Here is a 14,079-nt window from a genome sequence, read left to right as displayed (position 1 = left end):
TGTTATATTTTAAATTTTATACTGCATTAGCATGAGCTTCTTTTACAACCTCTTCAATCGTCTCAAGCGTAACGTTTATATCTGCTGGAAAATTTGATAGGTAAACAAGATATTCTATGTTTCCTTCAGGTCCTTTTACAGGAGAATAAGTAAGACCAAGAGGCATAAAACCAACAGTACATGCATGCTCAATAATATTAAAAATAACTTCCTTATGCACTAAAGGGTCTTTAACGACTCCTTTTTTGCCAACTTTTTCACGTCCAGCTTCAAATTGTGGTTTAATCAAAGCGACAACGGTACCATCTGAAGACAATAACGGTTTGATAACCGGCAGTACTTTAGTTAAAGATATAAATGCTACATCAATTGAAACAAAGTCTAAGGTTTCTCCTAACTGCTCTAAGGTCACATTTCGGATATTAGTACGCTCCATGTTAATGACTCGACTATCCGTTCGAAGGGACCAGGCTAATTGTCCATAACCAACATCAACAGCATAAACTTTCTGAATACCATTCTTCAAGGCACAGTCTGTAAATCCGCCCGTAGAAGCACCAATATCAGCCATAATCTTGTCTTTAAGATTTATATTGAAATACTCCAAAGCTTTGGCAAGCTTCAAGCCACCTCGGCTAACATAGCCAATATTATCTCCTGTGATCAGTATCTTACTTTCAACGGGTACTAAAGTGCCTGCTTTATCTATCTTTTGTCCATCAACAAAAACTAAGCCTGCCATGATATAGGATTTAGCTCTTTCCCGACTGGAAACTAGGCCTTTATGTAGTAGTAAAACATCTAATCGTTCTTTATTGATTTTACCCATTAGCATCACACCTTAATTTTTTGGACATATGATTTTGCAGTAGAAGCAATGCCGGCTGCATGTAATCCATATTTTGCTAAAATTTGCTTGCGTGCACCTTGTTCTATAAACTGATCTGGGAATCCTAGCCGTAAAACATTTACACCACCAATGTTTTGATCATGTATGTATTCCAATACACTAGAGCCAAAACCACCAGCTAAAACATTTTCTTCAACTGTAATGATGATTACAAAATTTTTACACACCTTTCTTATCATCTGTTCATCTAGCGGCTTTATAAATCTAGCATTTATAACACTTGCCAATATACCTTCTGAAGCTAAAATTTCTCTTGCTTCTATACAGGTCTCAACCATAGAACCAACCGCTAAAAATGCTACATTTGTGCCATTTTTCACTTCATCTGCAACGCCAATTGTAAGTTGTTGCAATGATTGATCGATCGGTACGCCTAATCCACTTCCCCTAGGATAACGAATCGCTACGGGTCCATTCGTATTAAGTGCGGTGAATACCATATGCCGTAACTCATTTTCATCTTTAGGTGCCATAATTGTTAGATTAGGAATATGCCGTAGATAGCTATAATCAAATAATCCATGATGTGTCGGCCCATCCTCACCTACGATTCCAGCACGATCCAAAGCAAATAATACAGGAAGCTTCTGCAAGCAAATATCATGTAAGATTTGATCATATGCCCTTTGAGCAAAGGTAGAATACAAGGCTACAACTGGTCTCATTCCTTTGGTAGCCATACCCGCTGCCATAGTAACAGCATTTTGTTCCGCAATACCTACATCAAAGAAACGTTTGGGAAACTCAGCTGCAAATTTTTTAAGTCCCGTTCCTTCTGGCATTGCAGCTGTTATTGCAACAATCCGCTTATCCTGTTTGGCTAAATGAAGTAGTGTCTCGCCAAAAATAGCAGTATAGGTTGGTGTATTCCCATTTTTTATAACTTCGCCAGATTCAATGCAATAGGGACCAACACCATGAAATTTATCAGGATTACATTCGGCAGGTTTATATCCCTTTCCTTTGCAAGTAAGAACATGAATGAGTATTGGTCCCTGCATTTTTTTAGCTTTTTCTAGTACTTCACTTAATAGTTCAAAATTATGTCCATCAATGGGACCGATATAATTAAATCCTAATTCTTCAAAAAGAACACCAGGGACTAATAGATAGCGTAAACTATCTTTAACACGTTCTACTGTTTTTGCTACACTTTCACCAATTGCAGGGATGCGGCGCAATAAGAATTCGATGTCTTGCTTTATTTTTGTATATTTAGGTTCTGTTCGTATTTTGGACAAATATTCTGACATAGCGCCCACATTTTTAGCAATTGACATTTCATTATCATTAAGAATAACGATCATATTAGTACCTGTATGACCAGCATGGTTCAATGCCTCATATGCCTGTCCTCCAGTTAGTGAGCCATCACCGATAACGGCCAGTATATGTTCCTTATCATCTGCAATATCTCTGGCAAGCGCCATTCCCAAAGCAGCAGATATAGAAGTACTTGAATGTCCTGTGCCAAAGAAATCATGTACACTCTCACTAATTTTCGGAAAGCCACTAATACCGCCAAATTGGCGTAAAGTCGCGAATCCATCTCGTCTGCCTGTTAAAACCTTATGTACATAGGACTGATGCCCAACATCCCAGACGATCTTATCAATCGGACTATTAAATACTTTATGTATCGCAAGAGTTAATTCCACGACGCCTAAATTTGGCGCTAAATGTCCTCCTGTTTTTGAAACAGAACATATTAGAAAATGGCGTATTTCCTCTGCCAGCAACTTGATCTGTTCATGTGATAATTTTTTTAAATCTTGGGGCTTGTTAATGGCCTCAAGTATTGTCTTCAAATATAACAACCCCCGTTCCCCGTAATCCACAATTTATGAATTTACAATATTATTTTTCTTACTATTGCAGTAATTAACCTACGAAATTCTTAAAACCGTAGGCTATTGAAATTCCCAGTATAGCACCTGCTAATACTTCTAGTGGAGTGTGTCCTAATAATTCTTTTAATCGAATATCACGAATCGTATGCTCTGCTCGGAGTTCACGTACTAATTTATTTATCACTTTGGCTTGTTTTCCTGCAGCTCTACGTACTCCAGCGGCATCATACATTACAATACTTGCTAATACAATGGTTACCGCAAATAAGGAAGATGTAAAACCATCATGAAGTCCTACAGCCCAGGCCAAACTCATAACCAATGCTGTGTGAGAGCTAGGCATTCCGCCAGCTCCAACTAAACGTTCAAAATTTAAGGCACCATGTTTCCAATAAGAAGTCAAAGTCTTGAGTATCTGAGCACAAAACCAAGCAGACAAAGCGGTGGCCAATATAATATTTTGTCCAAGGATAACAATGAAATCTGCCACAACAAACACCTCAATTATCGCGTGTTAATAAAGCCCTTACCAACTCTCTTAGAATATCTGCTTCCTGGCCGAACTGTTTTAATGCTTGTAGAGCATTGGTTACAGCTTGATTTGCCATATCTTGAGCCTCACCTAAAGAATATAAGGTAACATAGGTTGCTTTATGATTTTTAACGTCACTTCCAACAGGTTTACCAATTTTCTCCTGCGTTCCTGTCACATCCAAAATATCATCTGTAATCTGAAAAGCCAGACCATACTGCTTAGCATATTCGGTTAATGATGCAACCTGCCACTCTTCTCCACCGGCTAATTGCGCTCCGGCTCTTACAGCCGCTTTAAATAAAGCTCCCGTTTTCGCTTGGTGCATATAACTGAGAGTATCAATGTCAATTTTTTCTCCCTCGGAAGATAAATCGATTACTTGTCCTCCAATCATCCCCAAAGCACCAGCTGCATTACTGATTTCTCCAACTACTTTTATTAACACATCTGCTTGAACTCCAGGTTGAGCAAGCATAACCGTGAAGGCTGCAGTTAATAATCCATCACCAGCTAAAATTGCCATGCCCTCACCAAAAACTTTATGACTGGTCAATTTTCCCCGCCGATAATCATCATCATCCATTGCTGGTAAATCATCGTGAATTAAAGAATAAGTATGAATCATCTCTAAGCCACAAGCTACATTTAGATAATCACTACCTTTTCCACCTATGGAATCAGCAGCAGCCATAAGTAGAATGGGACGCAATCGTTTGCCACCAGCAAATAAACTGTAGCGCATCGCTTCAAAAATCTTTGGTGGATATACATTTTCACTAGGAACAAATGCAGCCAATGCATGGTCAACAATCTTACCTTTTTCTTGACAATATTGTTTTAACATGAACCGTCCTCCTGTAATTGTAGAGGCCTTTCTATTATTTTCCCCTTTTCTTCTGATAAAATTTTATCAATTTGCTGTTCCGCAAAATTTAATTTCTGCAAACAATTTTTTGATAAGTTTATACCTTCAGCAAAATGTTCTAAAGACTCATTTAAAGGCAATTCACCTTTTTCTAATTGTTTAACAATAGCCTCTAGCTTTTCTAAAGCTTGTTCAAAACTAATTTCATACTGGTCTTCCTTTTTCTTAGCTCTTACCATGATGCTCCTCCTGTATATGAATTATCTCAGCTTCTACCCTTCCTCGATTTAACATAATCTCAATCGTTTGGCCGGGTTGCAATGCAGCAGTGTTTTTAACCACCTGACCATCTAAAGTATGTACAATACTATAACCTCTCGCTAATACAGCCAGAGGATTAAGCATCGCTAATTTTTCTGCAGTAATCGTAAACGTATGTTTTTTATCTCGAACAATTACCTTTATTGCCTGCTCTAAGCGTTGCATACAATTGTCTAAGGTTTGCTGCCGATCTGCTAACACTTCATAAGGATAGGTAAAAACTCTATTCAGAGTAGATTGTTCAAGTCGTCTGAAATGATGTTGTAATACATTACGTATATTACTTTCTAACATATTATGCAAGGTTGATACATATTTATACAATTCTCTAACATCTGGTACAACAAATTCTGCCGCCTGGGATGGAGTAGCTGCTCTGCGGTCAGCAGCAAAATCTGCCAAAGTATAATCCGTTTGATGACCTACGGCTGATACAATAGGAATCTGTGATGCAACAATGGCCCGTACCACTCTTTCATCATTAAATGCCCATAATTCTTCAATAGAGCCACCACCACGCCCGACAATAATAACGTCTACGTTATTCAACTCATTAAAGACTTCAATTCCATGTACAATCTGCATAGGCGCCTCTGGTCCTTGTACCTGCACAGGATAAAGTTTCAATAAAATTCCTGGATGCCGCCGCTTTGCTACGATCATAATATCTTTTATTACTGCGCCTGTAGCTGAGGTAAGAATACCTACAACTTTAGGCAATACAGGCAAGTCTTTTTTTAGCGCATCAGCAAATAAGCCTTCATTTTCGAGTTTTTCTTTAAGCTGAGCATAAGCCAAGCTTAACTCTCCAATGCCGTCAGGTACTAATTGATTCGCATATAACTGATATTGCCCATCTCGCTCAAATACTGTTATTTGTCCCCCAACAATTATTTTCATACCATCTTTAGGTTCGAATTTTAAAAATTGGGCGCGACTTTTAAACATTACGGTTTTAATTGTGGCATTGCTATCTTTTAACGTAAAATAGCAATGGCCAGAGTAATGTTTCTTAAAGTTTGATATTTCTCCACGTATGAATACAGAACTAACTTTAGAATCATATTCAAAAAGTTGTTTTATATATTTTGTAATTTCACTTACACTAAAGATATTCATAAATCACCTTTGCTTGAAAATGTAATTTATTGCTTTAAATATTTTGATGAAAGATAGGAACACTGCATAAATTAAGTCTTCTTTATCATATAACAAGAGTACAAAAAAAACCAGACAAAAGTCTGGGTAGTCTCCTTCAATATCGGCGCTGATCGATATATGGACGTGCTATATATCCACTAGCTGCACCTAATATAAACCAGAAAAAGCTCCCTGGAGGAATGAGATAGCCTATCATTGCACCAATTGTTGCTCCTAATAATATATACCCCAAGATAAAAGCCTCCCTTCACATATGATTTTTTTATGTATCATATGCAAAGGAATATAGAATGGTACCATTAACCAAGATCAGTAATTGTCTACAAAAAACTAATATCTTAAGGGCAAGTAGAACTATATATAAGCCACTTTTGTTACTTTTTCTTCACTAAAGACCCTAAGATGCCATTAACAAAACGGCTGGATTCCTCTGTACCAAACAATTTGGCTAATTCAACAGCTTCATTAATAACTACATTAGGCGGTAGTGCCTCATTTCCAAAACGCATTTCGTAAATGGCTATTCTAGCAATATTTCGATCAATTCCAGGCATACGATCGATTTTCCATTCATTTGATATTTCACCAATAAGAGTATCAATTTCTGTTATATGTGCTTGAGTACCACTAACGAGATTTTCTGCGTATTCTTTGGTATTTTCAGCTATATTACTATATTCACTTAGTACGATTTCTAATGCTTCATCTTTACCCTTACTATTATAATCTAATTGAAATAAAGTCTGAAGTGCCATTTCCCGGGCTTTTCTACGACTCATAAATTACCTCTTTTCTATTGCTTCACTCTAAAGTATTCCTATCATATTTAAATTATGTGATTCGTCTATTCTATTTATAAACTCTATTGTCGATGATATCCAGGAGGTAATAACCTTCCTAATATATCCATAATATCCTCTTTCTCATCAATCCGCTTACCGACAATATAACCGGCCATCATACATATCATTACAAACATAGTATTGAAAAAACCAAATACAAGAATAAATACACCAACCAATAGTCCTATAGACATTCCTGTAATCTTACCGCTATGATGCTGCCATATTTCTGCTAGTAATTCGGTTTTCATATTCCTGCTCCTTTCTTTTACTAGAACATGGTTATATTGTATTATTCTACACGCTGTTTACTCTTAAAATCATTAGATATATTCTCAACTATTATTTGGACATCAACTAGTTGAACTCCAACTGTATTCTTTATATATTCATGTACTTTCTTTTGCAATTCTTCTGAAACATTTGGTACATTATTTTCTGGACTGATTACAGCTTTTAAGACAACCTTTAATCCTTGTCCATCATGGTTAACGCGAACTTTCACTCCACGTACACCACGCGTGTGTCTCGCAGTTTTTTCGACTAAATTTTTTATGGCCTCAAGAGATATATGTACATCACCCATATCTGTATGATGTACAATCGTATCTTTTACACGGCGAGTACGAATTCCTGCCAATAATAATCGAAGACTCACCAAGAAAAACACCATCCCCAGCAAACCGGCTTCCCATCGGCCGTTAATATGTAAAATGCCTGTCCAAACCCATTCCAAAGAAATAAGGCGTACAGATAGCAACACTACGCCCAATGATAAAAGTGCCAACAACAATGTGTAAATAGATAAGATGATACGATCAAAAATTCCCATACCTTACTCCTTTCTAGGCGGCTGCTACAACATATCTTTTAACGCACACGAAGATCTTCTTCTTTACCGTCTTGACCAAATCCAACACCTTGAACATGAACGTTTACTTCTACAACATCTAATCCTGTCATAGATTCAATACCGCGTTTTACATTTTCCTGCACTCTTAATGCTATATCAGGTATACGTACACCATATTCTACAATTATGTATAAATCCACTGCGGCTTCACGCTCGCCAACCTCTACTTTAACACCTTTTGCTAAGTTTTTTTTACCAAGCATTTCTGCAATGCCGCCTACTAAACCAGCGCTCATTCCAGCTACACCAGAAACTTCAGTAGCTGCCATGCCAGCAATAATACCTACAACTTCATCAGCAATTCGAATTGACCCAACATCGTTGTTTTCAAACTTTTCATTGTCATCTCGTTTATCCACTAACAACCCCCCATTCCAAAAAATTATAATACCATATGACAGGTAATAACTTTTCTATAACTATATTATTATAACAAATATTTTCCTTCTTTACAATTTAGGACAAAATAAATTTCAAACTTATGTTAAGGTTTAGCACTAATTGATATATTTTCGGCTTTTACACCTGATATCCTTGTAATGACATCAGCTATTTGAATAACTTCTTCATGAGAAAGTGAAGTGGTTTTTATAACTGCGCTTACTGAATTTTCTCTTACGAATACTAAAGCATCTGTAAAGCCACGGGATTTGATTAGACTCTCCATTTCCGCTTCCTTTTGTTTTTCTGCAATCATTTTCAAGACAGTATCTTGTGCTTGGTTTCTGCTATCATCCGTTTTGGCATTTTTAATACTTTCTCGTAATAAATCCGAGCGTTCACTACGAATTTTATCTCTTTCTAATCGATATTCGATAAAAAAATCAGGGCTGCTAGCTGGTATAAGAGGATCCGCAACGCTCATAGTCGCAACTTGCATAGCATTAGAATGATTAACCTTTGCTTGCAGCATTGATTCAATATTGGCTATTACCATCATTATAACTATACTAACCATTAATACAGCAGCAAATACAACATATCTATTTTTTTTGTGGAAGGTAAATATTTTCATAATATGTTCCTCACTTTTTTTGAGCTAATACGGTAATTTTGTAAGAAGGAATACCGAGGCCTGCTTCAACTGCCTTTGTTAAAATAGCCTTTATATTTGAATCATATGCACCATCAGCAATAACCAGCACTCCTTTTATCATTGGCTTAATTTCTCTAACAAGAACTGGACGGTCCATATTGTTTTCTTTACTGACTAGAATTTGTGTACTTTCTTTTGTTTCAGTCGTACTACGCACTCCTCCTGCAGTATCTTTTTCTTGAATGATTTTGCTTTCCTTGGTTATATTTCTGGCATGTTCCTGAGTGGTACTATTTTCCCAAGTTATATTAACAACAACGGTTCCAGCACCCTTTACTTGAGACAACGTATGTGTTAGCTTTCCCTCTACAGCTTCTTCATAACTAAGATTAGCTGCTGCAGGGACTTTTAAAGGTTCATTGCTAACCTTTGGACTAGGATTTACGGTTTGACGATCAATCACTCCTCCCATCACCAATAAGATCACTCCTAGAAGCCCTAGCCAAATTAAACGTGTGTTTATAACCCCATCTTTTAATAATTGTTTAGGCCATATTTTTTTAGTATAAGTGAGAAAGCTTTCCATACTACTCATGGTCAACACTCCTTTATGAATACAACATTTTTATTTCTACCTTTTCTTTTGGAATCTGATATAGTTCCATGATCATGTCTGTAATTCTTTGCTTTAAATCTGTATGTGTTTCTTCTGTTTTATTAAATTCCTTATCAATCTTAACCTTTGCTATACTTACTATTTTTTCACTTTTAGTAGATATACCAGGCTTAACATATACGATAATATGGTTAACCCCCATTGCTAACGTACTCGCATTGTCCTTCTTAATCTCTACCACTACATTCGCATCAGCCACGCCATCTATCGCCATAACTAAAATTCTAATTTGTTGACTTAATTCTTTCTTATATAGTTCAAGTGATAAAGCGTTGCGATCATTAGTAACATGGTTTACTTCATTTGTTATGACATTCAAGTCTCCAGAAGTTGCAGCAAAAGTAGGGAGTTGATCTTTGGAGGTCAAGTGCTGCACTGCACCAATGATTGGATTCAATATTGCCAACATTATAAATAACCCCATAATTACTCTTACAAAGCGTTGCATACTACTGCTTGGTAACAGTAATTCGAGAAATGAAGCAAATAATACAACAAAAATAATATTTTTAATCCAATCCGTTAACATTGTAAGCAATAAAACACACCTACCTTAGCATCATAGCTGCACTACCTGCAGCAATAATCATAGTAATTGCTAAAAAGAACATTAGCGCAACTGTTAATACTGCACCAAAAACCAGTAACAAATTATTTCCCATTGCATCAAGACATTTTGCCATTTTTTCGTCGCCTAAAGGTTGTACTAGTGCACCAGAAATTTTTATAACTAAGATTAAAGATAATAATTTAATAATAGGAAAGACACAAATCATAAATACTACGATAACGCCAAAAATTCCAACAGCATTTTTTAATAATAAAGAGGCCCCCATAACGAGTTCCACAGTATCAGCAAACATCTTTCCCACAACTGGAATAAAGGTTGCCGTTGCAAACTTGGCTGTCCGTAGAGCAAGACCATCAGCAATGCTGCCTGCTGCACCTTGAATGGTAATAATACCAATAAAAATTACCATAGAAAAACCAAGAACAATCATACTTAACTGCTTTAAAACGCCGGATAGATTACTTAGACGATATGTATCTGATAAATAATTTAGGCATTCAAGAGCAGCTGTTAGAAATAACAGTGGTAAAACGATGTCTTTTACAATCACACTCATGCTACTTATGACAAATAACATTAACGGTGTAAATAAACTCGCAGAAGTTAAAGCTCCTACGCCTGCCAATAGGGAAATTAGAAGAGGTAATAAGGATTCCATAAATCCAACCATATATTCTACTGTTTGGCTAGCTAATTTTAAAGCATTATAAAATGCAGTAAGTGCAATCGATGACATAAAAATAAAGCAAACACTATACGATAATATAGATATACTTGATTGTTCGAATGAATTTTGTAAATTTTTTAACACGGCACACAATACAGCCAAAAATAATAGTTTTCCCATCAAATGAGTATTCAACGTAACTTCACGAAAGAAATTATGAACCAGTGCTTGCCACATGCTTTGCCAACTGACATGTATGCCATTTGTAGCTATTGTGTGAATAGTGTCACTTGTTAATAACGGTATATCGCCATTGAGTTCTTGATTCACTTTGCTAATAAATTGATTCACATGATCAGTGGATATGGTTTCTAGTAATTGTTGCTCAATTTCAGAACTACTTAGTGGAACAGCCATAACAGTTATGGTATTGACCAGCAACAAGATTATAATTAATACGCAGATTTTCATTTATATACCACCTTATGGAATCAATCTCACAATAGTATCCATTACTAAAGCGATAATCGGAATGGCCATTACCATCACCATTACTTTACCAGCAAATTCAATCTTACCTGCTACGGCTCCTTCGCCCGCATCTCGACAAACCTGAGCACCAAATTCTGTAATATAGGCAATGCCAATAATCTTTAAAATAGTATTTAAATACATTTGACTAATATTAGCCTTTTCCGCCATATCACGAAATAAATTTAACACAACTGTTATTTTAGTAAGTATTAGCAGAAAAATAATACTTGCTAAGGTTAAACTTAACTGCACAGCAATTTCAGGCTTTTCTCGCTTAATGATTAAGATAAGTAGGGTTACAATAAACCCCAACCCAACTATTTGAATAATTTCCACACCCTGCACCCCTTAAAATAGCTTAAAAACATCCTGTACAGTGTTGAATAACTTGCCCAATAATTGTACAACCCAAAGCAATACTACAGTAAATCCAGCCAAAGTACATAAATGTGCCATATCTTCTTTACCTGCCTGCTTTAGTGCTGTATGAAAAACAGAAACCAGAATTCCAACACCAGCAATTTTAAATAATATATCCAGGCCCATTTTCCTCCCCCTTCACACTCACGATATATGTAATTTGCAGATCTTTTTAATGGAAATATTTATATCAAACCAGAATAATTACAATCGCTAATCCTCCACATATGCCCAAATATCTATACATCTTTGTATTGAGATCCCGTAATCGTGTTGCCTCATTTTCAAATCGTTCTAATTGCTCAATGACTAAAGACAGATATTTTTCTTGTTCCTTACAGTTCATAACGCCTAGATTTCCCCCTAAAACATAGAGTACTTCAATTTCTGGTCTTTTTAAAATCAGACTTCCTTCCATCTCGCTTAACACTTTTTTAATAATTTCTTGAGGTGTAAGGGAAGCATTCTTTTCTAATAAATTAGCAACCTGTTGAAAAAATTCAGCTACTGGTCCGTATATACCATTCGTAGAATTTGCGATAGCTTCATGTAAAGGTAAACAGGAATAAATTATATGGGATCTCAATGATCCAACACAAGTTATGATTTGTCTGAGTTGACGAGGCCTTTCTTGACAACGAGATGCCATTTTAAATCCAATATATGAACTTACGAGCAAAACTAAAAGGCTGCCTATCAATTTCAACATTTTTTTGCTCCTTCCCATAAGATTTTATTATTGTTACTATCTATAATTTTCTTAATTGTACCAACGCGAGGGTCATCACTTAGCAGAATATATCGATGAAAATACTTATTTTCTAGCAGCTCTCCGACGTAGGGCCTATGTAATAATTCGCTAAGGTCTTTACCATGAACTGTTGTTACTACACTTACACCAGCATTCAAAGCTTCACGTACAGCATGTATGTCCTCGGCTCTTCCTAATTCATCAGTAGCTACAACCGCAGGTGACATGGAACGAATTAACATAAGCATGCCCATTGCTTTGGGACAATTGTCAAGTACATCTGTTCTGATGCCCAAATCAACTGTACTAATGCCACTTTTGCAGGCTGCTATCTCTGAGCGCTCGTCAACAACCCCCACCGGTAAACCTTTATATATATTAGATCCCATACTAATTTGCCGAATTAAATCTCGCAAAATAGTTGTTTTGCCGCAACGAGGCGGCGAAATAATTAAAGTATTTAAAACCTGTCCTTCTTTTGTAATAATATAGGGTATAATTTGATCAGCACAGCCTTTTACTTCTCTTGCTAAACGAATATTAAGACCATTGATACTTCTTAGTGTTTTGACCTCCCCAGCATCAATAATTGCTTGTCCTGTCAATCCGATTCTATGTCCACCATCAATTGTTAAGAAGCCCATTTTTAGTTGATGCTCAAAAGCATATAATGAATTTTTACTCATAAGCTGCAATGTTCTTTGAATATCATCTTGATTACATAAGTATGCTTCATTATAATTCACAACAACTTTTCCCATGGGATTTACCGTAATATCCTGATTTCCCAAAACAAGTAATAAGGGTTGATTAATTCGTAAACGGATTTCCGTCAAATCCCTCAGGTGCTCTAGAGATACGGCACTAATCATGGAAATTAACTGTTCAGGTAAAACTGGATAAATTGATTGTTCTAATATCTTTTTGATCAAAATATTTTTATTATCAGTCATATCTACTACTTCCTTTCTTTACATAGATATGGTGCGAAAAGAAAATTATACCAACAATAAAAAAAATCTCGATATTCGAGATTTTTTTTTTGTTGGTATAATTAAAAAGTAAGAAGCAAGAAGGTTTGTCCTTCTTGCTACATCGCCGAAAACTATGTGTACGTTTTAATATCAAATTCCTGGATGAATGCCATATCTAAAATCAGAATTAACTTGTCTATTACCATTATCACTGACTTCAATTTCTAAAGTGCTATCATATACGATGTCACCGCAATGAGGACATGAAACTTCCAGATCATCATCAGATTCTAATAAGCTAGATTCAAAGCTAACTGTTTCATGGCAGGAGGGACATTGAACTTCCACTAATTCTTCGTTATCAATGTCTTCATAAACTTCATCTTCTAAATCTGTTAAATCATCATCCATACTTTCTACATATGTTTCTAAATCCTCTTGTACCATTTGAATATTATTAAATTCTTCTGCCATATCATCAAGGACATCTATAATATTTATTAACAACTTCCCTTCAGCCGAACGCTCATTGACATTAAGCCCTTGTGTTAATCCTTGTAAATAAGCTACTCGTTCTTTAATATTTCCCATAGACATAAAGCCCCCTCTAAAGTATAGTTATTACGATATTGTCATTATACCCATTTTTTAAATAGTTCATTCTTGCTGTTTTAAACTATCATATTGCTTCTTTAAAATTATTTTTATACAAATAATTACTCTCTTGAATTAAAAAAGAAACTGTATTCTTTGATATGCTACCCCTATATAGGACACTGAAATATAAAAGTCCTGTATGGGGGTATTTCTATGTCTAGAAAAAGTAAGATTGATCCAGTAGAAAAAGTAAAAATTGTTGAACGATACCTGAATGGCAAAATTGGCATTAGACAAGCGGGAAGAATTGCAAACGTAGCCTACCAAAGTGTGCAGAGATGGGTGCGAATATATAAAGCAGAAGGTCCTATCGGATTGCTTAATCAAACCAAGAACCGAAGTTATTCAAAAACGTTAAAGATGAATGCGGTTAATGACTATCTGAGTGGAAAAGGA

The 14,079-nt window shown here is 35.9% G+C and carries 21 protein-coding genes; 1 reads left to right on the top strand and 20 read right to left on the bottom strand.

Annotation, left to right across the window (positions count from 1 at the left end; all coding sequences use genetic code 11):
* Positions 1-16: 16 nt before the first annotated feature.
* The 20 genes from LMF89_RS03035 to LMF89_RS02940 form a co-directional block, all read right to left on the bottom strand.
* Positions 17-829 (bottom strand): TlyA family RNA methyltransferase, encoded by an 813-nt coding sequence (locus LMF89_RS03035; RefSeq protein ID WP_229533841.1) that lies wholly within the window; start codon positions 827-829, stop codon positions 17-19.
* 5 nt (positions 830-834) lie between these two features.
* The gene (gene dxs / locus LMF89_RS03030; RefSeq protein WP_229533840.1) at positions 835-2,718 is read right to left on the bottom strand and encodes a 1-deoxy-D-xylulose-5-phosphate synthase; all 1,884 of its coding nucleotides are present in this window, start codon (positions 2,716-2,718) and stop codon (positions 835-837) included.
* 73 nt (positions 2,719-2,791) lie between these two features.
* Positions 2,792-3,250 carry a divergent PAP2 family protein gene (locus LMF89_RS03025; protein WP_229533839.1) on the bottom strand — a complete coding sequence of 153 codons (459 nt, stop codon included), beginning with the start codon at positions 3,248-3,250 and terminating at the stop codon, positions 2,792-2,794.
* 10 nt (positions 3,251-3,260) lie between these two features.
* On the bottom strand, positions 3,261-4,139 hold the full coding sequence (locus LMF89_RS03020) for a polyprenyl synthetase family protein (RefSeq protein ID WP_229533838.1): 879 nt from the start codon (positions 4,137-4,139) through the stop codon (positions 3,261-3,263).
* Entirely contained in the window at positions 4,133-4,399 is a 267-nt protein-coding gene (gene xseB / locus LMF89_RS03015) for an exodeoxyribonuclease VII small subunit (protein WP_229533837.1), read from the bottom strand. Before xseB ends, LMF89_RS03020 begins: the two co-directional genes overlap by 7 nt.
* Positions 4,386-5,600: an exodeoxyribonuclease VII large subunit gene (xseA, locus tag LMF89_RS03010; protein WP_229533836.1), complete on the bottom strand. Its 1,215-nt coding sequence runs from the start codon at positions 5,598-5,600 to the stop codon at positions 4,386-4,388. Before xseA ends, xseB begins: the two co-directional genes overlap by 14 nt.
* 136 nt (positions 5,601-5,736) lie before the next feature.
* Positions 5,737-5,874 (bottom strand): hypothetical protein, encoded by a 138-nt coding sequence (locus LMF89_RS03005; RefSeq protein ID WP_229533835.1) that lies wholly within the window; start codon positions 5,872-5,874, stop codon positions 5,737-5,739.
* 142 nt (positions 5,875-6,016) lie between these two features.
* Positions 6,017-6,421, bottom strand: a complete 405-nt coding sequence (nusB, locus tag LMF89_RS03000) for a transcription antitermination factor NusB (RefSeq protein ID WP_007934056.1) — start codon at positions 6,419-6,421, stop codon at positions 6,017-6,019.
* 83 nt (positions 6,422-6,504) lie between these two features.
* A complete protein-coding gene (locus LMF89_RS02995) occupies positions 6,505-6,735 on the bottom strand; it encodes a DUF2273 domain-containing protein (protein ID WP_007934055.1) in 231 nt (76 codons plus the stop codon).
* Between the two features lie 41 nt (positions 6,736-6,776).
* Positions 6,777-7,316 (bottom strand): alkaline shock response membrane anchor protein AmaP, encoded by a 540-nt coding sequence (amaP, locus tag LMF89_RS02990; protein ID WP_007953477.1) that lies wholly within the window; start codon positions 7,314-7,316, stop codon positions 6,777-6,779.
* Between the two features lie 38 nt (positions 7,317-7,354).
* A complete protein-coding gene (locus LMF89_RS02985; protein WP_229533834.1) occupies positions 7,355-7,756 on the bottom strand; it encodes an Asp23/Gls24 family envelope stress response protein in 402 nt (133 codons plus the stop codon).
* Positions 7,757-7,881: 125 nt separating this feature from the next.
* The gene (locus tag LMF89_RS02980; protein ID WP_007953480.1) at positions 7,882-8,412 is read right to left on the bottom strand and encodes a SpoIIIAH-like family protein; all 531 of its coding nucleotides are present in this window, start codon (positions 8,410-8,412) and stop codon (positions 7,882-7,884) included.
* A gap of 10 nt (positions 8,413-8,422) precedes the next feature.
* Complete coding sequence (locus tag LMF89_RS02975; protein WP_229533833.1) at positions 8,423-9,028, bottom strand: SpoIIIAG-related protein; 606 nt, start codon at positions 9,026-9,028, stop codon at positions 8,423-8,425.
* A 13-nt stretch (positions 9,029-9,041) separates the two neighbouring features.
* Positions 9,042-9,638, bottom strand: a complete 597-nt coding sequence (gene spoIIIAF / locus LMF89_RS02970) for a stage III sporulation protein AF (protein WP_229534015.1) — start codon at positions 9,636-9,638, stop codon at positions 9,042-9,044.
* A 19-nt stretch (positions 9,639-9,657) separates the two neighbouring features.
* Entirely contained in the window at positions 9,658-10,818 is a 1,161-nt protein-coding gene (spoIIIAE, locus tag LMF89_RS02965; RefSeq protein WP_229533832.1) for a stage III sporulation protein AE, read from the bottom strand.
* 12 nt (positions 10,819-10,830) lie between these two features.
* Positions 10,831-11,217 carry a stage III sporulation protein AD gene (spoIIIAD, locus tag LMF89_RS02960; RefSeq protein WP_007934042.1) on the bottom strand — a complete coding sequence of 129 codons (387 nt, stop codon included), beginning with the start codon at positions 11,215-11,217 and terminating at the stop codon, positions 10,831-10,833.
* 12 nt (positions 11,218-11,229) lie between these two features.
* Positions 11,230-11,427 (bottom strand): stage III sporulation protein AC, encoded by a 198-nt coding sequence (spoIIIAC, locus tag LMF89_RS02955; RefSeq protein WP_007934040.1) that lies wholly within the window; start codon positions 11,425-11,427, stop codon positions 11,230-11,232.
* A 64-nt stretch (positions 11,428-11,491) separates the two neighbouring features.
* Complete coding sequence (gene spoIIIAB / locus LMF89_RS02950; RefSeq protein ID WP_229533831.1) at positions 11,492-12,010, bottom strand: stage III sporulation protein SpoIIIAB; 519 nt, start codon at positions 12,008-12,010, stop codon at positions 11,492-11,494.
* Positions 12,004-13,005 (bottom strand): stage III sporulation protein AA, encoded by a 1,002-nt coding sequence (spoIIIAA, locus tag LMF89_RS02945; protein WP_229533830.1) that lies wholly within the window; start codon positions 13,003-13,005, stop codon positions 12,004-12,006. The genes spoIIIAB and spoIIIAA overlap by 7 nt, the downstream gene beginning before the upstream one ends.
* A 171-nt stretch (positions 13,006-13,176) precedes the next feature.
* The gene (locus LMF89_RS02940) at positions 13,177-13,617 is read right to left on the bottom strand and encodes a CD1247 N-terminal domain-containing protein (protein ID WP_229533829.1); all 441 of its coding nucleotides are present in this window, start codon (positions 13,615-13,617) and stop codon (positions 13,177-13,179) included.
* A gap of 219 nt (positions 13,618-13,836) precedes the next feature.
* On the opposite strand from LMF89_RS02940, the gene LMF89_RS02935 reads away from it, so the two are divergent.
* On the top strand, positions 13,837-14,079 hold a 243-nt coding region (locus LMF89_RS02935), incomplete at its 3' end, for a helix-turn-helix domain-containing protein (protein ID WP_229533828.1).

Origin of the sequence: Pelosinus baikalensis (genome assembly GCF_020819555.1) — a bacterium.
GTDB classification, from domain to species: Bacteria; Bacillota; Negativicutes; order DSM-13327; family DSM-13327; genus Pelosinus; species Pelosinus baikalensis.
Note: the sequence above shows the minus strand (reverse complement) of the source record. Positions and strands in the feature narration are given on the sequence as shown.